Here is a 23,997-nt window from a genome sequence, read left to right on the forward strand (position 1 = left end):
TGAATCCGGCCGCCCCCTACGATCGATCATCTGCAATGGTATTGAACATGAGGAAGAAGGGGACATAGGGCAAGAGGCCGTCCCGGATTTCGTGATCGAAGCGATGCGCTTTGGGGACAGAACGCCGGCCTTGGGCCCGAGATAGAAACACAAACACGTGAACCGCGACCTGCGGCAGTACTTGCCTCAGCCCTCGGCGGCGACGAGGTGGCCGTTGCCGACATCCCTCAGCGCCAGTTTCAACGGCGCCTCGCCGATCCTGCGGGTGGCGCTCGGGATTTCCTGGTCGAGGCGGGCGAAGCGGCTTCTGCGCTTGCCCGGATCGGGCACCGGCACGGCTTCGATCAACCGTCTGGTGTAGGGATGACGCGGGTTGGAAAAGACCTGGTCGCGCGTGCCCATTTCGACGATCTGGCCGAGATACATGACGGCGACGCGGTCGGAGATGTTCTCGACCACCGCCATGTCGTGTGAGATGAAGAGATAGGCGACGCCGAATTCGCGCTGCAGCTCCTTCAACAAATCGAGCACGCGCGCCTGCACCGAGACGTCGAGCGCCGAGACGCTTTCGTCGGCGATGATCAGCTTCGGCCGCAGCGCAAGGGCGCGTGCGATACAGACGCGCTGACGCTGGCCGCCGGAGAATTCATGCGGATAGAGTTCCATCTGATCGGCCGACAGGCCGACGCGCTCGAACAGCGCCGCCACGCGGGCGTGGCGCTCTTCCTTCGAGGCGATGCCATGGATCAGCAGCGGCTCGGCGACGAGGTCGCCGACGCGCATGCGAGGGTCCAATGAGGCGTAGGGGTCCTGAAAGATCATCTGCACGTCGCGGCGCACCGCCTTGCGTTCGTCGCGGCCGAGTCCCGACAGATTGCGCCCGCCAATGGCGATGTCGCCGCTGTAAGGCACCAGTCCTGCCAGCGCCTTGGCGGTGGTCGACTTGCCACAGCCGGATTCGCCGACCAGCGCCAGCGTCTCGTTGGGCGCTATCGAAAAGCTGACGCCTTCGACGGCGTGAACGCGACGGGTGACCCGTCCGAAGAAACCGCCATGCAGGTCGAAGCGGACATGCAGATCCTTGACCTCGGCGACATTGGCCGCCGGCGCCGCCGCCTCGGCATCCCTGGATTGCTGACGGCCGACGCCGCTGCCGATGCGCGGTACCGCGGCCAGCAGCTCGCGCGTGTAGTCGGCTTGCGGCCTGGCAAAAATGTCAGCGGTTTTTCCCTCTTCGACCATGCGGCCATGCCGCATGATGATGACCCGGTCGGCCATTTCGGCGACCACGCCCATATCGTGGGTGATCAGGATGACGCTGGTGCCATGCTGACGCTGCAGGTCGCGCAGCAGCTCCAGCACTTCGCCTTGCACGGTGACATCGAGCGCCGTTGTCGGCTCGTCGGCGATCAGCACATCCGGCTCGAGCGCCAGCGCCATGGCGATCATCACCCGCTGGCGCATGCCGCCGGAGAGCTCGTGCGGAAACTGCTTTAGCCGGCTTTCGGCTTCCGAAATGCGCACCGCCTTCAACGCCTCGATGGCGCGCTGACGGGTCTCGCTTTGTGACAGGCTGGTATGCGCCTCGATGGATTCGGTCAGCTGCCGGCCGATCGACAGCACCGGGTTAAGCGATGTCATCGGCTCCTGGAAGATCATGGCGATGCGGTCGCCGCGGATGCGACGCATCCGGTGCTCGTCCAGAGCCGTCAGATCTGTATCGCCGAGATGGACCTTGCCGGATGAAATCCGGGCGGCAGGCTGCGGCAGAAGCTGCATGATCGCCAGCGCGGTCATCGATTTGCCGGAGCCGGATTCGCCGGCGATGCAGAGCGTCTCACCGCGCGCCAGCGTCAGCGACAGGTCGGAGACGACCTCGCGCTCGCCATCCTCGCCGCGCACGCTGACGGAGAGGTTGGCGATATCGAGGATCGGTTTGGGGGTTGAGGTCATTGCAAAGGCAGAGCTCTGAGAGGTTTATTCCGGCACGCCCCCCTCTGTCCTGCCGGACAGAGGGGGGCGTCTTGGCGCCAAGCTCTCATTCAAACACGCAGCGCGGAAAGTAGAACGACACCACCCAGTTCGGCATGTCGACGATCTCGCTGATGCGGAGATCGCCGCACACCGAGGCCAGCATGTAGGCTTCGACCGGATCAATCTTGTAACGGCCGGCGAGCAGGTCGACCATCTGCGCGACCGCCTCCCTGGCGCCCGCCATCAGGTCCGGACCGATGCCGGTCGTCACCTCATAGCCCTTGGCGTCGAGATGGCGCGTCACCGGGCCCGGCGTGGTGAAGCGCGGTGTCTTCAACCTGGCATCCTTGACCAGGTCGAGCTTGAGCACGACGTCCATCGGGCTTTCGATCGCCGTGCCGCACACCTCGCCGTCACCCTGTGCGGCATGCGTATCGCCGACCGAGAACAGCGCGCCCGCCACTTCCACCGGCAGATAGAGCGTGGTGCCGGCGGCGAGATCGCGGATATCGAGATTGCCGCCGACGCGCCTTGGCGGCACCACCGAGTGGTGGCCCTTTTCCGCCAGCGCGTTGCCGATGGTGCCGGCGAAGGGTTTCAACGGCACACGCGCATTTTTGCCGAACAGCGCCGGCTCGAGCGAGACGGCGTCGTATTTCCAGATGTTCAGCGCCGGCTCCTTGAAGTCGTCGGCGAGCAGCCCAAAGCCCGGAATGTTGGCCGTCCAGCCGAAGCCGGACGGTTTGAACATCTCGATCGTCACCTTCAGCGCGTCACCCGGCTCGGCGCCCTCGACGAAGATCGGCCCGGTCACCGGATTGACGGTGGCGAAGTCGAGCTTGGCGACGTCGGCGACCGTGCTGTCGGCCTGCAACTGGCCACCGGAGGAATCGAGGCACTGGAACTCGATGGTCGAGCCGGGCGCCACCCGCTCGGCCGGGGCAAACGAATTGTCCCAGCCGAAATGATGTTGGCGCCCGTGGATGGTATAGTCGCAGTTATTGCACATCTTTTACGTACACATTGTCATAGTTGATCGGGATATGAACCGGGTCGACATAGAGGTTGTCGGCGCCGCCCATGCGCGCCGATTTCATGGTGAAGCGCTGCTCGTTGAAGACCGGAGCCCATGGCGCGTCTTCCATCACCTTGTCGTAGATGGCGCTCCACATCTTGTCGCGTTCGCCTGATTTGGCAGGGTCGACCACCGAGTCGGCCTCGGCCGCCTTGGCGTCGAGATCCTTGTTGCAATACCACGACCAGTTCCAGCCGCCCGGCACCGCACCGGCGCAGCCGAGGATCGGGCCGTAGAAGTTCGACGGATCCGGGAAGTCGGCGATCCAGGCCATGCCGCCGGACCAGATCATCGGTGCGCCGGCCTTGTCGCCGCCTGCGGCAATCACATTGGCCTGCGCCAGCGACTGGATGCTGGCCTTGATGCCGATGGCCGCCAGATCCTGCTGAATGGCCTGGGCGATGCGCGGGTTGGGATCGGTGTTCATGGCAAACAATTGCGTGTCGAAGCCATCGGGATGGCCAGCTTCGGCAAGCAGCGCCTTGGCCTTGGCGACGTCGTAGGGGTAGCCCTTGTATTCCTTGTCGTAGCCCGGCATCGACGGCGGCAGCGGCTGGTTGGCCGGCACGGCGCGGCCATTGATGATCTGGATGATGCGCGCCTTGTTGAGCGCCATGTTGACCGCCTGGCGCACCTTCACATTGTCGAACGGCGCCATGGTGGTGTTCATGGTGACATAGCCGGTGTGCAGTTGGCCGCCTTCGACGACGCGCGCCTTCTGCTCGGGATCGGCCATCACCTCCTGGAATTTTGCCGGCGGAATGCCGTCGCCGGGCACATCGATCTCGCCCTTCTGCAGGCGCAGCAGCGCAACGATCGGCTCCTGGCCGATCTCGAAGGTGATCTTGTCCAGATGCGGCAGGCCCTTGTGCCAATAGTCCGCATTGCGCTCGAAGACGATGCGCTGGCCGAGCGTCCACTCGGCAAGCTTGAAGGCGCCGGTGCCGACCGGATGCTTGCCGAAATCGGCGCCGTATTTCTCGACCTCTTCCTTCGGCACGACATGGGCGAAGTTGATGGCCATGACATGCAGGAAGGTGGCGTCGGGGCGGGTCAACTCGAACTTGACCGTGTAGGGGTCGACGACGGTGACGCCGGAGAGGCTCTCGGCCTTGCCGGCGGCGACATCGTCATAGCCTTTGATCGAGCCGAAAAAGCCGGCGCCGGGGCTCTGCGTCTTCGGATTGGTGACGCGGTCGAGCGAATATTTCACGTCGTCGGCGGTCATTTCGCGGCCATTGTGGAATTTCACGCCATGGCGCAGCTTGAAGGTGAAGGTCTTGCCGTCGGGCGAAATCTCGTAGCTCTCGGCGAGGTCGGGTTTCAAATTGGTGGTGCCCGGCTCGTAGTCCATCAGCCCGTCGAACAGGCTCTTGATCATCGACCAGTTCTGCCAGTCATAGCCGATCGCCGGATCGAGCGTGGCGACGTCGTCCTTGTAGGTGATGGTGATGGCGCCGCCCTGCTTGGCGTTCGGATCGACGGCGTCCTCGGCGCGAACACTTGTCGTGCCGAGCATCAGCGCCAGCGCCGATGCCGCTACCGTGGATGCGAGAAACTTTTTCATTTTTATGTTCCCTTTCTCTGTTTGGTTTTTCATTTCATCTGAGCTTGATGCGGGGGTCGATGAAGGGTGCGATGATGTCGGCCAACAGATTGCCGAGTACGATGGCGAAGGCCGACACCAGCGTGACACCCATGATGATCGGAATGTCGACGCGCTGGATGGCCTGCCAGGCGAGCTGGCCGATGCCGGGCCAGCCGAACACGCTTTCGACGACGACGATGCCGCCCATGAAGATGCCGATGTCGATGCCGATCATGGCGATGACCGGCAGGATGGCGTTGGGCAAAGCGTGGCGGAAGAGGATCGTGCCGCGTGCCAGGCCCTTGGCACGGGCGGTGCGGACATAGTCCTGGCGCAGCACGTCGATCATCGATGAGCGCATCATGCGGGCGTACCAGCCGGCGCCGAGGATGCCCATGGTCAGCGACGGCAGCACCAGATGCCGCCAGGTGCCGTAGCCGCCGATCGGGAACCAGCTGAGCCGCACGGCAAAGACGTAGAGCAGCAAAAGACCGACAACGAATTGCGGCGCCGAGACGCCGACGAAGGAGGCGACCATCAGCGTCTGGTCAGTGGCGGTGCCGCGCCTGACGGCGGCGATCAGGCCCATGCTGAGGCCGAGCAACAGCTCGCACAGGATGGCGCCGACCATCAGCAACAGGCTGGCCGGCAGCCGCGAGACGATCAGCTCGGTGACCTCGGAACGCTGGATGTAGGAGCGGCCGAGATCGCCGCTGACGAGCTTTGTGAGATAGCGCCAGTACTGGACGATGAAGGGTTGGTCGAGGCCGAGCTGCTGGCGGATATTCTCGACCGTCTGCGGCGTGGCACTGCGACCGGCGATCTGGCGCACCGGATCGGCCGGCAGGAGATAGAGCAGCGCAAACGTGATCAGCGAGACGCCGAGCAGGATCAGCAGCGACTGGATCAGCCGACGGCCGAGATAGGCGATCATGCCCGGCCCCTTTGCGTCGGATCGAGGATGTCGCGCAGCGCGTCGCCGATCAGGTTGAAGGCCAGCGCCAGCGCCAGGATCGCCGCACCGGGGAAGAACACCAGCCAGGGTGCCGCCTGGAAATAGGTCTGGTTCTCGAAGATGATGTTGCCCCACGACGCCGTCGGCGGCTGCACACCGATGCCGAGGAAGCTGAGCGTTGCTTCGAGCAGCACGGTGGTCGAAATACCGAGCGTACCCCAGACGATGATGGTCGGCAGCAGATGCGGCAGGATGTGACGAAACAGGATGCGCGGTGCACTCGCCCCGATGGTGCGTTCGGCGTCGATGAACTCACGCTCGGCGAGCGATGAGGTCTCGGTGTAGATGACGCGCGCGGTCTGCACCCAGTTGACCAGGGCGATGACCATGGCGACGATCCACAGGCTGGGCTCGAACACGGCCGCCAGGCAAATGGCGAGCAGCAGCGCTGGAAACGCCATCATCAGGTCGGTGAATCGCATCAGCGCGCTGCCGATCCAACCGCGGAAATAGCCTGCGGTGACGCCGACCAAAGTGCCGATGAACAGCGCCACGCCATTGGCGACGATGCCGATGATCAGCGAGGTGCGGGCGCCGTAGAGGATACGGGTCAACAGGTCGCGGCCGAGCAGGTCGGTGCCAAGCCAGAATTTTGCATCCGGCGGCAAGGGCGAGCCCTCGATGGTCAGGCCGTCGAACATCTGCTCGTTGGGATCATAGCCGGTCAGCCACGGCGCCAGCACGGCGCCGGCAATGACAATGGCGACGATGACCAGCCCAAGCAGCGCCAGACGGCGCCTGACCAGCCGGCGCCAGACGCCGGCGCGCGGCTTGACCGGCATGCGCCCGGCAGCCGGGAGGTCAGGCGCGATGGGACTGGTCATCGCCGCCTTCTTCTTCCGTCATTGCCACGATCCGGCGCGCGGCATCCTCGACGCTGATCTGCCAGCTCATCGCCAGCGAGCGAAGCTGCGCATAGGCGCGGCCGTCATCGGTGCCTTTCGCGAGTGCCGTTACCGCGCGCACGATGGTCTGGCGCTCGGCGACGCGCTGGCGAAGCGAGGCAATCTCGCTGGCCAGATGCTTGCGCGCCTCGAAACTTTGCCTTGCGATCAGCAGTGCGCTGTAGACGCCGGCATTGCCGACCGGCTTCAGCAACTGGGCGTCGGCCTTGTGCGACAGCGCCCATTCGATGCGGCCCGGCGCCTCGGAACCGATCAGCGCCACCAGCGGCATCGGCGCTTCGCCGGGCTTCCACGGGAATTGCTCGTCAAAGCCGAGATCGGCGTCGAAGAAGACGAAATCGGCGGCCAGCGCCTCGGGCGGCAGTTCCGGCCAGCAGTCCAGCGCAATCAGGCCGATGGCCGACAATTGCCTGGTGATCGCCTGCACCGTCGGATGCGGGCGATGCAGGATAAACGCCCTGGCGCCGCCGAGGTTGGGAATGCGTGGGGCTCTCGTCACGACACCACCCTCAGGCGCGGGCGGCCGAATGTTTTCGCAGGATCGTAGCGCGACAAATACGGATCCGGCGCTACCTCGTCTTCGCGGCTGACGACCTCGAAGAAGCCGTCCGCGATGCGCCCGATGATCACCGGCAATGTCGCGTGCTGCGAGTGCGCGTCGATGGCGATCGGCCCCAGCCGGGTGGAGAAACGCCGTTCGGCGAAGGCTTTGGAAAACTCCGCCGGACCGGCATCGGCATCGCGTGAGAGCACGTCGGCCATCACTTGCACGGAGGCATAGGCGGAGGCCTCGAAGGACGAGGCGAAGGCGGCCGGCCGCGGCGCGAAATACGGCCCGACCGACAGATGTCCCTTGCCGGATTCACCGATCGCCGGCAGTTCGCCTTCGGTGAGGTTGCAGGAGATGACGGGGCAAGTCTCGGGACTGAAGGCGGCATCTTCGTGACCTAGGTCGCGATGGGCCGCCAGGAAGGCGTAGGACGAGGTGCCGATCAGATTGTTGAGGATGAAGTTCGGCCGCGTGGCGCGGATCTCCGCGATCAGCCGCGACACATCGGTCTCGCCGATGCGCAGATAGCGTTCGCCCAGCACCTTGCCGCCGGCATCCGCGATCAGGTCGCGCGCGACGCGGTTCATCTCCCAGCCCCAGATATAGTTCGAGCCGAGCAGGAAGCCGTTGGCGCCGAAGCGCGGCACGACATGCGCCATCAGCGGCACCAGATGCTGGTTGGGGCAGGCGTGCATGTAGACGACGTGCTCGTTGGCCTCGAAGCCCTCATAGGGGCAGGCGTACCAGAGCATGCCCCCGGCTTTCTCCAGAACCGGAATGGTTTCCTTGCGGCTCCACGAGGTGACGCAGCCGACGACATGGCGCGCGCTGCTGGTCCTGAAAATATCCTCGCACAGTGTTGCGTAGCGGTCCGCATTGCTTTGCGGATCGCGCTCGACCGGCACCAGTTCGATGCCTGAGCTGCGATCGGCGTTGATGTCGGCGATGGCGCGCATGGCGCCGATGCGGCACGCATCGGAGACGAGCTGATAGCTCCCCGAGCGGGAATACAGGATGCCGATCTCGATGCGCCGTTTCAAACAGATCCCCAAAATGACAATGCCTCGCAGCCAGCACCGGAAGGGCGAGGCATACGAGGCATTCTTGCCGCCCGGCGATCAGAGCCGGTATTTTGCGCTAGCGTATTCGGTCCGGCGGGTCAGTCAAGCCCTCAACGACATTTGCATGACCGCCATCGCCGTTTCGCTGCGGCGGCTATCTGGCCGCCGGCCTCCGACCGTGTTGGCGGGCATAGGTCACACAGGCGTCCACCGTGCTGACACAAAGCGCGTCGCGCCTGTTCGGCAGATTGTTGTCGCCGGCATAGGCAACTTCGGCGACGTGGCCGTCGACCATGCGAATCTGCGTGTCGCAATAGCCGCCGGGAGCGACATTGACGGAGCCGCCGACCGCCGGGATCGCGCCGACCGCCAAAGTCGGAACCACAATGCTGAGATTGCCGCGCTGGACGATGCGCTTGTAGGTCCAGATCTGGCCCGATCGGCCAGCGTCGGCGGTGGCGGTCGGAAACCCGGCGCACATTCGAACATCGGCTTCGCTGAGGCCGACCATCTCCTTGCGGGCAGCCGCCGCAGTGGGGTCAGGCTTGGCGATACGCGACGTATCGTCGGGAACGACGCAGGAAGACTGGATGCCGACGAAGAGAACAGGAAGGGCAAGCTTTCGAATGCAGGAAAATGTCATACCGATTATAGGATTTGCCCGATTGCCAATTTGCGTGGCGCCCCGCCGCTCCTTTTACCTAGTCAAACAGGCCAGGCCATCGGATCAACCCGTGCGGCTTCACGAAAAAGTGGCCATGGCCGCATCATGGCCGGCTGGGAAGCGGGCTCGCGCCGGGGGGCGGCCATCGGAAACCGGATGCGAGCCGCAACGGCCGCATCCTCCAGCGGGTGGATCAATGGCCCTGCAACTGTTTCCGCCGCCAGGCGGCGGGCGCTTCGCCGACCCGCGCGCGAAAGAACCGTGAAAAATACGCCGGGTCGTCAAAGCCGATTTCATAGGCGATGTCCTCGACCGTGCGCACGGTGAACAGCAGCAGCCGCTTGGCCTCCAGCAGCCGCCGTTCGCTGACGACCCGCTTGACGCCGGCGCCCAGCACCGTGCGGCTGGCCTTGTCGAGGAGATGCGGCGTGGTGGCCAGCGCCTCGACGTAGCGGTCGACCGGCCAGTTATCGCGGAAATGCGCATCGGCGACCCGACGCAGGCCGAGCGCCAGTGTGGCATCGGAAGACCCGGTGGCATCCTTTGTCTCGGGACTGAGGCGCGCGATGTGGGAGAGCGCGACGGCGATCAGCGCCGGCAGGACCCTGTCATTGCCGGCCTGCGCCTCGGCGTATTCGGCGGCGATCATCTCCAGCACCGCCGCCAATCTGGCCCACGCCGCGTGCCGCGGCAGGCCGTCGGCAAAGACCGGCCGGTCCAGCGGCAGCAGGCTGTGAGCCGCGATTGCCGCCAGGGCATCATCGGCGACCGAGACGACGATGGCGTCGGTGCCGGGGCCGATCGAGAAGCCGTGCACGATAGTGCTCGGCACGAAGCTGACGGCCGGCGCTGAAAAGTCCCAAGACCGGTCTTCAATGCGGTAGGTGCCGGAGCCGCCGGTCCAGTAAGTGATCTGGCCCATCTGCGGGTGCTTGTGCGCCGCGACCTGACCAAGATGGATGTTGCTGCGCGCAAGCACGGTCTCGACATGCAGGAAACCGACATCGAGCGGCCGAACCGGCTCGCCATAGACGAAGAAATCAGGGATGGAATTCTGGCTCATGTCGCCGGAAAAAGTCCAATCGGTTTTGCCGTTCCGTCCATAACCGATCTCTGGTCCAGGCGCTACGGTTGTTACCGAAAGTGGAGGAATATCATGCGATCGGAAGACTACCGCACTGATAAGGCACGCCCGTTCACCGGGGCCGAGTATCTGGAGAGCCTGCGCGACGGCCGCGAGGTCTACATCAATGGCGAACGGATCGCCGATGTCACCACGCATCCGGCGATGCGCAATTCGGCTCGCTCGCTGGCGCGGCTTTACGATGCGCTGCATGATCCGAAGCGACGCGATACGCTGACCTCGGTCACCGACACCGGTTCGGGCGGCTACACCCACAAATATTTCCGCGTCGCCAAATCCTCGGGCGAACTCGCCGCGCAGCAGACGGCGATCGCGGAGTGGTCGCGCATGTCCTATGGCTGGATGGGGCGCACCCCCGACTACAAGGCGGCGCTGATGAACACGCTCGGCGCCAACGCCGACTGGTACGGGCCGTTCAAGGACAATGCGCAGTCCTGGCACAAACGTGCGCAGGAAGCAGCACTGTTCATGAACCACGCCATCGTCAACCCGCCGATCGACCGCCACAAGCCGGCCGAACAGGTGAAGGACGTCTTCGTCCACATCACCAGGGAGACTGATGCCGGCATCTATGTCTCCGGCGCCAAGGTGGTGGCGACGTCATCGGCGCTGACCCATTACAATTTCCTGGCGCAGGGCTCAGCGACGGTCACCGAGGATCCGTCGCTGTCGGTGATGTTCATCGTGCCGATGAATGCGCCGGGGATAAAGATGTTCTGCCGCGTCTCCTACGAGCAGACGGCCAACACGGTGGCGGCACCCTTCGACTACCCCTTGTCGTCGCGCTTCGACGAGAACGACGCGATCCTGGTGCTCGACAATGTCTTCATCCCCTGGGAGGACGTGCTGGTGCTGCGCGACGCGCAAAAAATCCTGTCCTTCCATCCGGCGTCCGGCTTCATGCATGGCTACTGTTTCCAGGGCTGCACGCGTTTCGCCGTCAAGCTCGACTTTCTTGCCGGCCTGCTGGCCAAGGCGCTGCGCGCCACCGGCGGCGATGCCTTCCGCGGCAACCAGGCGGCACTTGGCGAGGTCATCGCGCTCAGGCACATGTTCTGGAGTTTTTCCGACGCCATGGCCTACAACCCGATCCCGTGGGCGAATGGCGCGGTACTGCCCAATCTGGAAGCCGCACTCGCCTACCGGACCTTCATGTCGGAAGCCTATCCGCGCGTCATCGACACCGTGCGCCGGGTGATCGCCTCCGGGCTGATCTACCTGCCGTCGTCGGTGCGCGACTTCAACAACCCCGCGATCGACAAATACCTGGCGCAGTACGTGCGCGGCTCCAATGACATGGGCCACATCGAACGCATCAAGATCATGAAGCTGCTGTGGGATGCGACCGGCACCGAGTTCGGCGGCCGCCACGCGCTCTATGAGCTCAACTATGCCGGCGCGCCGGAAGAGGTACGGCTGCAGGTGCTGAAGGGCGCCGAACGCGGCGGGCGGCTGAAGGCGATGGAGGAACTGGTCGACACCTGCATGGCCGACTACGACGAAAATGGCTGGACCGGAGATACCTGGCTCAACCCGCTTGCCTCAATGGCCGAGTGAAACCAGATGGCCACGCAGATTTCGAAAACCGATTTCCGCGACGCCATGGCGAGGGTCTGTGCGCCCGTCAACATCGTCACCACCGACGGGCCGGCTGGACGCGGCGGCTTCACCGCCACCGCCATGTGCAGCGTCTCCGACGAGCCGCCGACGCTGCTCGTGTGCATGAATGGGCGCTCGACGCAGGCCGCCATGTTCCTGTCCAACCGGCGCTTCTGCGTCAACGTGCTGACGCATGACCACATGCATCTGGCGGGGAAGTTCGCCGGCGCAACCAGGGACATGGATGCCCGCTACTCCTCGGCGCGCTGGCAAACGCTGACCTCCGGCACACCGGCGCTGTCGGATGCGATCGTCAATTTCGACTGCGAGATCGAGACTGTGCATGTCGTCGGCACGCACAATGTCATGATCGGCCGCGTCATCGATGTCAGGCACGGCAGCGGTGGCTCGGCGCTGCTCTATGTCGACCGCAATTACACGCAGCCGACGCGGCTTGGCAGCTTTGGCGGGTGACCGCGCCAGGCCAAAGGGTCATCTCTCTCCCTCGATCAAGCTCTCCAGAAGGTCAAGCAACTGCTCGAGCTTCTCGTGGCCAAAACGCTGTTCGATGTCGTCATAGATGACGCGACGCTCGGGCGACAGGGCGTCGATCAGGGCGGAACCGGCAGGCGCGATGGTCAGCACGACGCGGCGGCCGTCGCCTTCGGCCTTGTTGCGGGTGATGAATTTGCGGCCCTCGAGCGCCTTGATGATGCGCGTCAGGCTGGGCGGCAAAACCGAGGCGCGATCGGCAAGTTCCGTCGCCTCGACCGGGCCGGCTTCGCTGAGCACACGCAGCACGCGCCATTGCTGTTCGGTCACGTCATGCGCGGCGAGCATCGGGCGAAACCGCGCCATCACCACTTCGCGGGCATGAAGCAGCGCCATCGGCAGGGAACGACGGGTGTTTTCAGGCAGCAAGAAAAAGAGCCTCCCACGCTTGCGATCGAAACAGGCTCCCTCGGCCGAATCCGCCTGCCAGGGCCCGTTCCTGCCATCCCGTATCGTTGCGCCAAGGCCGATGCAAGACTTGACTTCGTAGGCGCTGCATGTAATTAACGCGTTAACTACAACAAAGCAATAACCCAGGGAACGAGACGCCGTGCCTCACTTCTCCATCGAGTATTCGGCCAATCTCGGTGCCAAGGTCGATGTGGGCGAATTGTGCGCGCTGGTGTTGCGCACAGTGCTGGACACCGGGCTGTTCGAGACCGGCGCCGTGCGGGTGCGGGCCTTTCGCGCCGAGGCCTACGCGATGGCCGACAGCCTGCCGGAAAACGCTTTCCTCGACATGTCGTTTCGCATCGGGGCCGGCCGCAGCCCGGACGAGAAGAGGCGGACTGGCGAGGCTGTCTTCGCGGCGGTGAGTGAATACCTTGCCACCCTGTTCGAGACCCCGCATTTCGCCCTGTCGCTCGAAATCCGGGAAATCGACCCGGTGCTCAGCTGGAAAAAAAACGCAATCCATCCGCGGCTGCGCGGCAAGTGACGGAACCCGACATGTCCGACCTGCAAGGCAATCTGAACAAGGCCGAGGCCTATCTGGCCCGCTTCATGCGCGATGACGTGTTGAACCAGATCGGCGGCGAGGCGGTGCCGGCGCTCGACGGCGCGACGTTCGAAACGCTGTCGCCGGTCGACCTTAAGCCACTAGCCAAGGTCGCGCGCAGCGGAGCCGCCGACATCGACCGCGCCGCCAAGGCGGCCAAGGCGGCGTTCCCGGCCTGGGCCGCGTTGCCTGGCGAAGCGCGCAAGAAGCTGCTGCACAAGATCGCCGACGCGATCGAAGCGCGCGCCGAGGAGATCGCCTTCGTCGAATGCATGGATACCGGCCAGGCGCTGAAATTCATGGCCAAGGCGGCGCTGCGCGGTGCCGAGAATTTCCGCTTCTTCGCCGACCGTGCGCCCGAAGCGCGCGACGGCGAGACGCTGCGGACATCTGGCCAGGTCAACATTACGACCCGCGTTCCAATCGGTCCGGTCGGCATCATCACGCCGTGGAACACGCCGTTCATGCTGTCGACCTGGAAGATCGCGCCGGCACTGGCGGCCGGTTGCACCGTGGTTCATAAGCCGGCTGAATTCTCGCCGCTGACAGCCCGCCTGCTGGTCGAGATTGCCGAGGAGGCCGGCCTGCCGAAAGGCGTCTGGAACCTGGTCAACGGCCTCGGTGAAGACGCCGGCAAGGCGCTGACCGAGCATCCCGACATCAAGGCGATCGGCTTTGTCGGCGAAAGCCGCACCGGCTCGATGATCATGAAACAGGGCGCCGACACGCTGAAGCGCGTGCATTTCGAACTTGGCGGCAAGAACCCGGTGATCGTCTTTGCCGACGCCGATCTCGAGCGCGCCGCCGACGCTGCCGTGTTCATGATCTATTCGCTGAATGGCGAACGCTGCACCTCGTCGTCGCGCCTGCTGGTCGAAGCCTCGGTCTATGAGAGCTTCACCGCCAAAGTCGCGGAGAGGGCGAAGCGCATCGTCGTCGGCCACCCGCTCGATCCGAAAACGGTGGTCGGGCCGCTGATCCATCCGGTGCATGAAAGGAAGGTGCTGTCCTATATCGACATCGGCAGGTCGGAGGGGGCGACGCTGGCCGTCGGCGGCGGCAAGGTCGACGGTCCGGGCGGCGGCTGTTATGTCGGCCCGACCCTGTTCACCAACGTCACCAACGGCATGCGGATCGCGCAGGAGGAAATTTTCGGGCCGGTGCTGAGCGCCATTCCGTTTCGCGACGAAGCCGAAGCGCTGGCGCTGTCCAACGACACGCAATATGGCCTGACCGGCTATCTCTGGACCTCGGACGTCACCCGAGCTTTTCGTTTCACCGATGCGCTCGATGCCGGCATGATCTGGGTCAATTCCGAGAATGTGCGCCATTTGCCGACCCCGTTCGGCGGCGTCAAGAATTCCGGCATCGGCCGCGACGGCGGCGACCATTCCTTCGATTTCTACATGGAGACGAAGAACGTAGCCTTCGCGACGACGGCGCACGCGATCCAGAAACTCGGCGGCTGACCGGAGGAAATCAGATGCCCTTGCCCAAGCCCAATCTCTACCCCGCCTTCAACATCGTGCGCCTCAGCCATGTCGAACTGGCCGTCACCGACCTCGCCAAGTCCCGCGCCTTCTATGTCGATACGCTCGGCTTGCAGGTCACCGACGAGACATCCGACACCATCTATCTCAGGGCGCTGGAGGAGCGCGGGCACCATTGCATCGTGCTGAAGAAGGCGGCAGCAGCCGAGGCGCGGGACCTCGGCTTCAAGGTCTTTTCTGACGACGACCTCGACAAGGCGGAACATTTCTTCACGGGCAACGGCCTGCCGGTGGAGTGGGTCGAGCGGCCTTACCAGTCGCGCACCTTCCGCACGCGCGATCCGCATGGCATTCCGCTGGAATTCTACGCCCAGATGGAGCGGCTGCCGCCGATCCACCAGAAGTATGCGCTCTACAAGGGCGTCAAGCCGCTGCGCATCGACCACTTCAATTGCTTCTCGCCCAATGTCGACGAGTCCGTCGCCTTCTACAACGAGCTCGGCTTCCGGGTGACCGAATACACCGAGGATGCCGGCAGCGGAAGACTGTGGGCGGCGTGGACACACCGCAAGGGCGGCGTGCACGACATCGCCTTCACCAACGGCATCGGACCGCGCCTGCATCACGTCGCCTTCTGGGTGCCGACGCCGCTCAACATCATCGACCTGCTCGATCTGATGGCGACGACGGGCTATCTCGCAAACATCGAACGCGGCCCCGGCCGGCACGGCATCTCCAACGCCTTCTTCCTGTATGTCCGTGATCCGGACAACCACCGCATCGAGATCTACTGTTCGGATTACCAGACAGTCGATCCGGACCTGGAGCCGATCAAGTGGGACCTCAAGGATCCGCAGCGGCAGACGCTTTGGGGCGCGCCGGCGCCGAAAAGCTGGTTCGAGGAAGGCAGCGCATTTGCCGGCGCAGAGGCACGCCAGCCGGCTTTGACGGCATCACCGATCATTGCGCCGTGATGGGTTTTGAGCTGATGATAGCGTTCCGTCGCCGCAGAGCGCCAACCTCGCCCGTACTCAGTGCCGGAGCCGCAGCATGAACCACGCACGGCTCGCCACCTTCAGCGTCGGCGGCAAGGCGCGCTATGGCGCGATCACGAGCAAGGGCGTCGTCGACCTGTCGGCGCGCTACAGCCAATGGCCGACGCTGCGTGAAGTGATCGAGGCCGGCGCCTTGCGGCGGCTGGCGGAAGAGGCCGAGGCCTTCCCGATCGATTTCCCGCTCGACGCCATCGCCTACGAAATCCCGATCCCGTCGCCGGAAAAGATCATCTGCGTCGGCGTCAACTATCCGGACCGCAACGAGGAGTACAAGGACGGCCAGGCGGCACCAGCGAATCCGTCGCTGTTCATCCGCTTTCCGCGTTCATTCGTCGGCCATGGCGCGCCGCTGGTGCGGCCGCCGGAATCACCCCAGCTCGACTATGAGGGCGAAATCGTCATCGTCATCGGCAAGGGCGGGCGGCGCATCCCGGAAGCCGATGCGCTCGGCCACATCGCGGCGCTGTCGCTGTGCAATGAAGGCACCATCCGAGACTGGGTGCGCCATGCCAAGTTCAACGTCACGCAAGGCAAAAATTTCGACCGCAGCGGCTCGATCGGCCCTTGGCTGGTGCCGTTCAGCGACGAGGCGCAGATCGCCGACATCGCGCTGACCACCCGCGTCAATGGCGAAGTGCGCCAGCAGGACCGCACCAGCCGGATGATCTTCTCGTTCCGCAAAATCATCTCCTATGTCTCGACCTTCACCACGCTGGTGCCCGGCGATATCATCGTCACCGGCACACCGACGGGTGCCGGCGCCCGTTTCGAGCCGCCGATCTGGCTGAAGCCCGGCGATGTGATCGAGGTGGAGGCCGATGGCATCGGCGTGCTGCGGAACGGCGTCATCGACGAGGCTGCGCAATGACCCCGGAGCAAGTGGAAGACGCCGCGGCAAGACTGTTCGAGGCCGAGCGTTCGCGCCGCCAGATCCGTCTGCTCAGCCTCGATTACCCGCAAGCGACCATGGAGGACGCCTATCGCGTCCAGGCGGCGCTGGTGACGCGCAAGATCGATGCCGGGCTGAAGCCGAAAGGCTGGAAGATCGGGCTGACCTCCAAGGCGATGCAGTATGCGCTCGCCATCGACACGCCGGATTCCGGCGTGCTGTTCGACGACATGTTCTTCAACGACGGCGCGACGGTTCCCGCCGGCCGCTTCATCCAGCCGCGCGTCGAGGCCGAGATCGCCTTCGTCATGAAAGCGCCGCTGAAGGGTCCCGGCGTGACGATCTTCGACGTGCTCAACGCCACCGACTACATCACCCCGGCGCTCGAAATCCTCGATACGCGCATCGAGCGCGTCAATGCTCAGACGAAGAAGGTGCGCACCTTCTTCGACACCATTTCAGACAATGCCGCCAATGCCGGCATTGTCATCGGCGGCCGGCCGCAGCGGCCTGATGAGGCCGACATGCGCTGGATCGGCGCCATCGTCTCGCGCAACGCAGAGGTCGAGGAAACTGGGCTCGGCGCCGGCGTGCTCAACCATCCGGCCTTGGGCATCGCCTGGCTGGCGGACAGGCTCGCCCGCTACGGCATGTCGATCGCGGCGGGTGAAGTCGTTCTCTCGGGGTCATTCGTGCGCCCGGTCGAGGCGCGGCCCGGCGACACGATCGTTGCCGATTTCGGCAGTTCGGGAACCGTCAGCATCCATTTCGCGAAGGGCTGACGGTTTCGTGGTCAGCCCGCACGGCAGTGCCTATTCGCCACGCAGATAGGCGATCACCACATCGGCGGCTATGGCCGACATACGCAGGCCGACCTCCCTGGTGATGTCGCCTTCGACGCGGCTCTGCACCCAGCCGAGGAAGGCGAAGGCCCGCAAGGCCGAAAACAGCGGCAGCGCGGCGATGTCCTGGGCCGTCAGTTCCCGTTCCTGCCGATAGCCATCAAGCAAGGCGGTCTCGATCAGCGGATAGATCGCCTCCTCGCGGTTCTGGTAAAGCGCGACGGCAAGGTCGTACATGTGCCAGCCATGGCCGCAATCGTCGAAGTCGATGATGCAGACCGCGCCGTCATGGACGAGCACATTCTCGCGCACCAGATCAGCGTGGATGATGCCGAAATTGCGGGCACTGCGTTCATGCGCCGAAAGCGCCTGCACGGCCTTTTCCCGCGCCTGGAAAACCAGTTCGCGGCGGGCGCCGTCGAGGAAGGGCGAGGTCTCGAAACGGCCCCAGTTCGGGTTCGCGCCAAAGAAGCCGTCGAAATCCCAGGCATGGCGGGCAAAGCCGGCGGGCGGCTCCCAGGTGGACGTGACATTGTGCATGTGCGCGATGGTTCGCCCAATTGCCGTGAAGACCTGCCTTGCCTCCTCGGGCGTAAAATCCAGCGGCACGCCTCGCGCGCCGACGGCGCGGCCTTCCAGCCAGCTCAGGCAATCGACTTGCCGGGGTTGCTCTGAGGCGTTCGCGCTGACAGGCACGAACAGATCGCCGGCCGGCGTGGCGACCGCAGATGGCGTGGCGATGCCGGCCGATTGCAGAAAGCCCATCCATTGCAGTTCCGAGCGCAGCGCGGCGTCCGTGTGATAGCCAAGCCGGTGAATGCGCATGGCGGCCGGCTGGCCATTGGGCAGACGGATGCGGAAGACCGCGTTCTCGCGGAATTTCAGTAGCTCCGGCTCACCCTCATCAATGCCCCAATGGGCGAGCGCGCGCTTGGCAAGCGCCGTGACATCGCCTGCCGTCTCGGGCTCGGATTGCGTGGAGGCAGCGTTCACGCCGACACTCCGCCGACTTCACCCAGCACCTCGTCGAGTACACCGATCAGGAAGTCGGCATTGTCGCGGGAGAACGGCATCGGCGGGCGGATCTTCAACACATTGCCGTGGATGCCGGTCTTGCCCATCAGCACGCCGCGATGGCGCATGCGGTTGGCGACATGCTCGGCGATGTCGGGCGCGGGTTGGCGGGTCTCGCGGTCGTGAACCAGCTCGGCGCCGAAGAACAGTCCGGCGCCCCTGACCTCGCCGATGCATTCATGCCGATCGGCCAGCGGGCGCAGCAGCCCAAGCGCATAGGCACCGACATCGCGTGCGTTGGCGACGAGATTTTCCTGCTCGATGACATCGAGAACGGCATTTGCCACCGCGCAGGAAACTGGATTGCCGCCGAAGGTGTTGAAGTAGCGGAAAGCGTTGCGGAAGGTTGCCAATATCTCCCTTGATGTGACCACGGCGGCGACCGGATGACCGTTGCCCATCGGCTTGCCCATGGTGACGATGTCGGGAACGAAGCCGGCACGTTGATGACCCCAGAAATGGCTGCCCGTGCGGCCGAAACCGGGCTGCACCTCATCGGCGATGACCAACCCTCCGGCTTCACGCACCGCCGTCGCGGCGTCATCGAAGAAGCCGTCAAGGAGCGCCGGAAAGCCTTCATTGGCGAGCAGCGGACAGAGGATGATGCCGGACAGGCCTATGCCGCCCTTTGCCAGCGAGGCGATGGCTTCGCGCACCGCGCCGCCAAAAGCCTTGCCATTGGCCATCGCATCGGGATGGCGATAGCTGTCAGGCGCCGGCACCAGCCTGACATTGCGGGCACGGCCGCCGACCGGCGGCATGCGGGTGCTGAGCTGCGAAACCGCCGTGGTGTTGCCGTGATAGGTGGCGTCGGTGGCGATGATGCCCATGCGGCCGGTAGCCGCCTGCGCCATGCGCAAGGCGATGTCGTTAGCTTCGCTGCCGGTGCAGGTCAGGATGGCGGTCGACAGGCTGGCATCGAAGGTCGCGGTCAGCCGCTCGACATAGTCGAGGATGGCGGTGTGCAGATAGCGCGTGTGGGTGTTGAGCAGGCTTGCCTGCCGGCACAAGGCCTCGACCACATGCGGGTGGCAGTGACCGACATGGGCGACATTGTTGTAGGCATCGAGATATTTGCGGCCATCGGCATCATAGAGCCAGACGCCTTCGCCGCGCACCAGGTGCACGGGCTCGTCATAGAACAATTGCGATTTCGCACCGAGCAGGCGGGAACGCCGGCTAACCAGCGCCTCTTCAGCCTGCGTTCCTTGCATCATTTTTTCCGGCGATTGAACCATTGCGTATCTAGTCTCCGTTGCACCGCCGACCCGTCAGACCTTCGATAAGCCGATGTGGAGCGCTTCGCCTATCCTGGTGACGTCGGCGGCGCTGATGATGAGCGGCGGCGACAGGATGATGGTGTTGCCGGACACGCGCAGCATGACGCCGGCTTCGTAGGCCGCCTCCGAAACCACCGCCATGGTCTTCTTGTCGACCGGCTTCTTGGTGGCGCGATCAGAGACCAGCTCCAGCGCCGCCATCAGGCCCTTGTACCTGACATCGCCGACGATCGCGTGCCTGGCCTTCAGTCCTTCCAGCACGGCTGCGAGTTCGATACCACGCGCGGCCGCGTTCTCGTTCAGGCGCAGCCGTTTGGTCTCGGCAAGCGCCGCAAGACCTGCCGCGCAGCCGACCGGATGGCCGGAATAGGTATAGCCATGGCCGATGGCGCCGAAGCTGGTCTTGTCGGCCTCGAAGATCTCGGCCACCTTGGCGCCGATCAAGGTCGCGCCGAGCGGGAAATAGCCTGAGGTGATCGCCTTGGCGATGGTCATGAAATCCGGCTTCACGCCGGACAGCCGTGAGCCCGACCAGGCGCCGGTGCGGCCAAAGCCGGTAACAACTTCGTCGGCGATGAGCAGGATTTCATGGCGGTCGCAGATCTCGCGCACCAGCGGCATGAAGCTCTCATGCGGAACGATGACGCCGCCTGCACCGAGCACCGGCTCCATGATGAAGGCGGCGATTGTGTCGCCGCCCTGGAAGGCGATCTCGTCTTCCAGGGCCTTGGCGCAGAGTTTTGCCAGCCGCGCCGGGTCGGTCTCGTCGAACGGGTTGCGGAAGGTCCAGGGTGCCGGGATGTGGAAGACACCGGGCAGCAGCGGCTCGTAGTTGCGGCGGAAATTGGCGTTGCCGTTGACCGAGGCGCCGCCGAAATGCGTGCCGTGATAGCCTTTCTTCAAGGCGAGGAATTTTGTGCGGTCGGCCTGGCCGCGGATCTTCCAGTACTGCCGCGCCAGCCGAAGTGCTGTTTCGACCGAATCCGAACCGCCCGAGGTGAAGAACGCCCGCACCATGCCTTCTGGCTCGAACCATTCGCAGAGTTCGTAGGCGAGTTCGATCGACGGCCCGGTCGAGGTGCCGCGAAAACCGGAGTAGTAGGGCAGCGCCGAAAGCTGGTCGGAGATCGCCTGCTTGATCGGGTCACAGCTATAGCCGAGATTGACGTTCCACAGGCCGCCGACGGCATCGAGCACGGTGTTGCCGGCGATGTCGGTGACCATCACGCCCTCGCCGTTCATGATCACCTTTGGCGGATTGGCCCGCATCTCGGCCGGATGCGCCATCGGGTGCCAGATCGGCTTGGCGTTGGTTTCGGTGAGAAAATTGATGTCGCGCATAAAGGACTCCGCAAAAAAATCTCAAGCAACTGGGACGAGGTCAAAATGGCCGAGGGCCTCGGCATAGGAATGAGCCGGGCGAGCGACGTCGAAATGAACCGTGCGCATGCCGGCAGCACAGCCGCCATCGACATTGCGCCGCTGGTCGTCGACGAAGACGCAAGCGCCGGCTGGCAGGCGAAGCGCCTCGGTGACGAAGGCATAGGCGCGCGGATCGGGCTTGAGGATGCCGGTGTAAGTGGCGTCGACGATCACGTCGAACAGGCCGAGCAACGGCAGCCGCTGGCGGAAGTCGGCGCCATAGAACAGGTCGAGTTCATTGGACAGGATGGCCAGCCGAAAACCGGCCGCATGCACAGTGCGGATGGCGCTGTCTGCTTCGGGGCGCACCACCTTTTCCGGCTCGGCGCCACGCGCGCGCCGGACGAAGGTTTCCATTGCCTGCCAGTCCTCGCCGACCAGACGGCCGACCTCGCTGGTGCGGGTGCGCCAGTAGTCACGTTCGCTGATCTCGTCGGCCTGCATAGCGCGCCACAGCGGATCGCCGTCCGGGTCGAACGGCCCGCGCCATTGCAGCATCCCCGGCGTGAGGCCGAGCGCCTGTTCGGTCAAGGCGTGGGTCTCGAACAGTGTGCGGGTGACGACGCCGCCGAAATCAAGGACAAGCGCCTGGGCGGGAACAGCACTCACGCTGCCACTCCCTTGGCCGGCTTGCCGCGCGGGACGATGCCTTCCTCGACCCAGCGGTCGAATATCTCGAGCGCCTTGCCGACGAAGTCGTCGCTGTTGATGTGAGCGTCGATCTCGTGGAACTCGACCCCAGCGGGAATAGCCCTGCGCATTTCATCGGCGAAGGCCGCGAGAGCCTCGGGTTCATAGAGCGGCTCGCCCTGCACGTCCCATTCCTGGATGCCTCCGGTTGGCAGTATGAAGGCGGAGCGGCCTTTCGCGGCGCCGAGCTTGGCGGCGATGGTCCTGGCGACCTGGCGGCGATCGTCGGCATCGACGGTGACCGAAGCGATCAGCCTGTTGTGGGCATGGAACGGCCGCGTCGAGAATTTAGCCGGCAAATCCTGCCAGGTCGGCAAATCGACCATGTCGACCGCCCCGGGTGCGGCGATCTGCGGAGTGCCGCGAGCGCCGGCATTCTCCAGCCTGTCGGTGCCCGAACTGACGACGGAGCCCGCGAGATGATTGGTGATTTCCTGCAGGCTGAAGTCGAACACCGCGCAAAAATGGTCCTGACCGGCAATCGATTCGAAGGCGCGGCCGCCCATTCCAGTGGTGTGGAAGACGGCAACGTCATAGCCGCGCTGTTCCAGCGCCGGCTTCAGCGTCTTCATGTAGCGCAGGCAGCTGCCGCCGAGCGAAGTCATGCCGATGGTCGGCCCAATTGCCGGAGCCGACATGCGGGTCTCCAGCACGATCCTGGCCGCGCCGACGACCGCACCACAGGCCTGTGACAGGACCAGCCGGCATATGCTGTTGAGGCCGTACAGCCCGCCCGCCCAGAGGATCATCATCAGGTCGGGCGCGACGCGCTCGGGCGGGATGAGGTGCGAATAGGCGATGGTCGAGACGACGAATTTCGGCACGCCGAGCGGCAGGCAAAGCGCCACGTCGAGCGCCAGATCGGTCCCCATCGAACCGCCGATGGCGATGAAGGCGTCGATCTCGCCGTTTTGATGAAGCTTGCGCACCAGCTGCACGGCGCCGCCGGCCATCAGCGTCATGGCGGTGTTCTCGTCACCGCTCGAGACGATCCCGGCGATCGTCACATCCACCGCTCGCGCCACGGCATGCTTGTCGTGGTCCGGGCTGTAGGGCGGGTCACCCAGCACGCTGACATCCATCATCACGGCGCTGCCGCCTGACTGCTCGATGCACTGTTTCATGTACAACAGCTCTTCGGCCTTTGTGTCGCCCGTGCCGATGACCAGGATGCGGGGCGCAGTCTCCGAGGGCATCAGGCCTGCCTCCTCAAGATTTGCAGGTTTTCGCCGTTGAGGCGCATGGAAACCTCCCGTGCCGCCGTCCTCACGGCAAGTCCCCGTTCGGCGATCGCGGCTGCCGTCGTTCTGGCCTTTGGCGCCGCCACCGCAATGGTGCCGAGCGCAAAGCCATCCGCCCCGCGGATTGCCGCCGCGACGCTGATCACACCTTCCTCATAGCCCTGGTCGCAGATCGAATAGCCACGCTCGCGCGCCTCACCCATGGATCTTGAGATGGCGGCCGCCTCGATCAGCGTATGGGCCGTGAAGGCGTCGAGCGAACCCGTCAGGCACGCCTTGACGGTCTCGTCGCGGGCGAAGGCCAGATAGGCGATGCCCGACGCGGTCGAATGCAGGGGCAGCAACTGGCCGATGTCGATGTTGACCCGGTTTGCCCATGCCGGATGCTCGACATGGACGGTGACCAGCCTGTCAACGCCGAATTCCGACAAATGCACGGTCTCGACCGTCAATGCCGCCAGGTCCCGCACCAGCGGAACAGCCGTCTGCAGGAAGGGAAAGCGCGCCTCGCGGATGCGCGCCAGCCGCGACAGACCGGCGCCGAGGCGGTAGTGCCGCGTGCCCGCATCCTGCTCGACGAAACCATGGACGGCCAGCGCAACCAGCAGCCGCCTTGTCGTCGCCTTGTCGAAGCCCGAGCGGCGCGCCAGATCGGACAGGCCGAGCTCGGGCTCGTCGACGCTGAACAGCTCCAGAAGCGAGATCGCTTTTCCGACCGTACTCAAATTTGCCTCCTGGTTCGGGCCAATCATTTAACGTGTGAATTAACTTGACAGGCATCGGCATTGTTTGCAAGTCTATATTCAAAATAACGGTTCAAATAATGAACCAGCCACCAGAGTGCATGGGACAGGCCATTCGGCCGGCGAGCCTGAGGGGTTTGCAAACAG

The 23,997-nt window shown here is 64.4% G+C and carries 23 protein-coding genes; 7 read left to right on the top strand and 16 right to left on the bottom strand.

Annotation, left to right across the window (positions count from 1 at the left end):
• Window positions 1-186: 186 nt before the first annotated feature.
• The 9 genes from LB558_RS09605 to LB558_RS09645 form a co-directional block, all read right to left on the bottom strand.
• Window positions 187-1,953, bottom strand: coding sequence for an ABC transporter ATP-binding protein (locus LB558_RS09605; protein ID WP_224697338.1), 1,767 nt, complete (start codon window positions 1,951-1,953; stop codon window positions 187-189).
• Between the two features lie 85 nt (window positions 1,954-2,038).
• Window positions 2,039-2,983, bottom strand: a complete 945-nt coding sequence (locus LB558_RS09610; RefSeq protein ID WP_224697339.1) for an acetamidase/formamidase family protein — start codon at window positions 2,981-2,983, stop codon at window positions 2,039-2,041.
• Window positions 2,973-4,616: an ABC transporter substrate-binding protein gene (locus LB558_RS09615; RefSeq protein WP_224697340.1), complete on the bottom strand. Its 1,644-nt coding sequence runs from the start codon at window positions 4,614-4,616 to the stop codon at window positions 2,973-2,975. The genes LB558_RS09610 and LB558_RS09615 overlap by 11 nt, the downstream gene beginning before the upstream one ends.
• A gap of 34 nt (window positions 4,617-4,650) precedes the next feature.
• Window positions 4,651-5,571: an ABC transporter permease gene (locus tag LB558_RS09620; RefSeq protein WP_224697341.1), complete on the bottom strand. Its 921-nt coding sequence runs from the start codon at window positions 5,569-5,571 to the stop codon at window positions 4,651-4,653.
• Entirely contained in the window at window positions 5,568-6,434 is an 867-nt protein-coding gene (locus LB558_RS09625; protein ID WP_224697672.1) for an ABC transporter permease, read from the bottom strand. The genes LB558_RS09620 and LB558_RS09625 overlap by 4 nt, the downstream gene beginning before the upstream one ends.
• Before the next feature lie 19 nt (window positions 6,435-6,453).
• Window positions 6,454-7,056 (bottom strand): ANTAR domain-containing response regulator, encoded by a 603-nt coding sequence (locus LB558_RS09630; RefSeq protein WP_224697342.1) that lies wholly within the window; start codon window positions 7,054-7,056, stop codon window positions 6,454-6,456.
• On the bottom strand, window positions 7,053-8,147 hold the full coding sequence (locus LB558_RS09635) for a transporter substrate-binding protein (protein WP_224697343.1): 1,095 nt from the start codon (window positions 8,145-8,147) through the stop codon (window positions 7,053-7,055). Before LB558_RS09635 ends, LB558_RS09630 begins: the two co-directional genes overlap by 4 nt.
• A gap of 175 nt (window positions 8,148-8,322) precedes the next feature.
• Complete coding sequence (locus LB558_RS09640) at window positions 8,323-8,811, bottom strand: hypothetical protein (RefSeq protein WP_224697344.1); 489 nt, start codon at window positions 8,809-8,811, stop codon at window positions 8,323-8,325.
• A 214-nt stretch (window positions 8,812-9,025) separates the two neighbouring features.
• Window positions 9,026-9,895 (bottom strand): helix-turn-helix domain-containing protein, encoded by an 870-nt coding sequence (locus LB558_RS09645; RefSeq protein WP_224697345.1) that lies wholly within the window; start codon window positions 9,893-9,895, stop codon window positions 9,026-9,028.
• Between the two features lie 93 nt (window positions 9,896-9,988).
• On the opposite strand from LB558_RS09645, the gene LB558_RS09650 reads away from it, so the two are divergent.
• Window positions 9,989-11,533: a 4-hydroxyphenylacetate 3-hydroxylase N-terminal domain-containing protein gene (locus tag LB558_RS09650; protein WP_224697346.1), complete on the top strand. Its 1,545-nt coding sequence runs from the start codon at window positions 9,989-9,991 to the stop codon at window positions 11,531-11,533.
• 6 nt (window positions 11,534-11,539) lie between these two features.
• A complete protein-coding gene (locus tag LB558_RS09655) occupies window positions 11,540-12,049 on the top strand; it encodes a flavin reductase (RefSeq protein WP_224697347.1) in 510 nt (169 codons plus the stop codon).
• An 18-nt stretch (window positions 12,050-12,067) separates the two neighbouring features.
• Here LB558_RS09655 and hpaR read toward each other — a convergent pair whose 3' ends face one another.
• Window positions 12,068-12,463 (bottom strand): homoprotocatechuate degradation operon regulator HpaR, encoded by a 396-nt coding sequence (gene hpaR / locus LB558_RS09660; protein ID WP_224697673.1) that lies wholly within the window; start codon window positions 12,461-12,463, stop codon window positions 12,068-12,070.
• Window positions 12,464-12,677: 214 nt separating this feature from the next.
• On the opposite strand from hpaR, the gene LB558_RS09665 reads away from it, so the two are divergent.
• The 5 genes from LB558_RS09665 to hpaH all read left to right on the top strand — a co-directional run bounded on the left by LB558_RS09665 (window position 12,678) and on the right by hpaH (window position 17,340).
• Window positions 12,678-13,064 (top strand): 5-carboxymethyl-2-hydroxymuconate Delta-isomerase, encoded by a 387-nt coding sequence (locus tag LB558_RS09665; RefSeq protein WP_224697348.1) that lies wholly within the window; start codon window positions 12,678-12,680, stop codon window positions 13,062-13,064.
• 11 nt (window positions 13,065-13,075) lie between these two features.
• Complete coding sequence (gene hpaE, locus LB558_RS09670) at window positions 13,076-14,593, top strand: 5-carboxymethyl-2-hydroxymuconate semialdehyde dehydrogenase (protein WP_224697349.1); 1,518 nt, start codon at window positions 13,076-13,078, stop codon at window positions 14,591-14,593.
• A 14-nt stretch (window positions 14,594-14,607) separates the two neighbouring features.
• Window positions 14,608-15,588: a 3,4-dihydroxyphenylacetate 2,3-dioxygenase gene (gene hpaD / locus LB558_RS09675; protein ID WP_224697350.1), complete on the top strand. Its 981-nt coding sequence runs from the start codon at window positions 14,608-14,610 to the stop codon at window positions 15,586-15,588.
• Between the two features lie 76 nt (window positions 15,589-15,664).
• Window positions 15,665-16,537, top strand: a complete 873-nt coding sequence (locus LB558_RS09680) for a fumarylacetoacetate hydrolase family protein (RefSeq protein ID WP_224697351.1) — start codon at window positions 15,665-15,667, stop codon at window positions 16,535-16,537.
• Window positions 16,534-17,340 carry a 2-oxo-hept-4-ene-1,7-dioate hydratase gene (hpaH, locus tag LB558_RS09685; RefSeq protein WP_224697352.1) on the top strand — a complete coding sequence of 269 codons (807 nt, stop codon included), beginning with the start codon at window positions 16,534-16,536 and terminating at the stop codon, window positions 17,338-17,340. Before LB558_RS09680 ends, hpaH begins: the two co-directional genes overlap by 4 nt.
• A 30-nt stretch (window positions 17,341-17,370) precedes the next feature.
• Here hpaH and LB558_RS09690 read toward each other — a convergent pair whose 3' ends face one another.
• The 6 genes from LB558_RS09690 to LB558_RS09715 are packed head-to-tail and all read right to left on the bottom strand — an operon-like array spanning window position 17,371 to window position 23,832.
• A complete protein-coding gene (locus tag LB558_RS09690) occupies window positions 17,371-18,393 on the bottom strand; it encodes a phosphotransferase enzyme family protein (RefSeq protein ID WP_224697353.1) in 1,023 nt (340 codons plus the stop codon).
• Window positions 18,390-19,712 carry an aminotransferase class III-fold pyridoxal phosphate-dependent enzyme gene (locus tag LB558_RS09695; RefSeq protein ID WP_412033455.1) on the bottom strand — a complete coding sequence of 441 codons (1,323 nt, stop codon included), beginning with the start codon at window positions 19,710-19,712 and terminating at the stop codon, window positions 18,390-18,392. The genes LB558_RS09690 and LB558_RS09695 overlap by 4 nt, the downstream gene beginning before the upstream one ends.
• 33 nt (window positions 19,713-19,745) lie before the next feature.
• On the bottom strand, window positions 19,746-21,095 hold the full coding sequence (locus LB558_RS09700) for an aminotransferase class III-fold pyridoxal phosphate-dependent enzyme (RefSeq protein ID WP_224697355.1): 1,350 nt from the start codon (window positions 21,093-21,095) through the stop codon (window positions 19,746-19,748).
• A gap of 21 nt (window positions 21,096-21,116) precedes the next feature.
• Window positions 21,117-21,785 carry an HAD family hydrolase gene (locus LB558_RS09705; RefSeq protein ID WP_224697356.1) on the bottom strand — a complete coding sequence of 223 codons (669 nt, stop codon included), beginning with the start codon at window positions 21,783-21,785 and terminating at the stop codon, window positions 21,117-21,119.
• Window positions 21,782-23,062: a Tm-1-like ATP-binding domain-containing protein gene (locus LB558_RS09710; protein WP_224697357.1), complete on the bottom strand. Its 1,281-nt coding sequence runs from the start codon at window positions 23,060-23,062 to the stop codon at window positions 21,782-21,784. Before LB558_RS09710 ends, LB558_RS09705 begins: the two co-directional genes overlap by 4 nt.
• A complete protein-coding gene (locus tag LB558_RS09715; RefSeq protein WP_224697358.1) occupies window positions 23,062-23,832 on the bottom strand; it encodes an IclR family transcriptional regulator in 771 nt (256 codons plus the stop codon). Before LB558_RS09715 ends, LB558_RS09710 begins: the two co-directional genes overlap by 1 nt.
• Between the last annotated feature and the right edge of the window lie 165 nt (window positions 23,833-23,997).

Source organism: Mesorhizobium sp. CO1-1-8 (assembly GCF_020164875.1).
Taxonomy (GTDB): domain Bacteria; phylum Pseudomonadota; class Alphaproteobacteria; order Rhizobiales; family Rhizobiaceae; genus Mesorhizobium.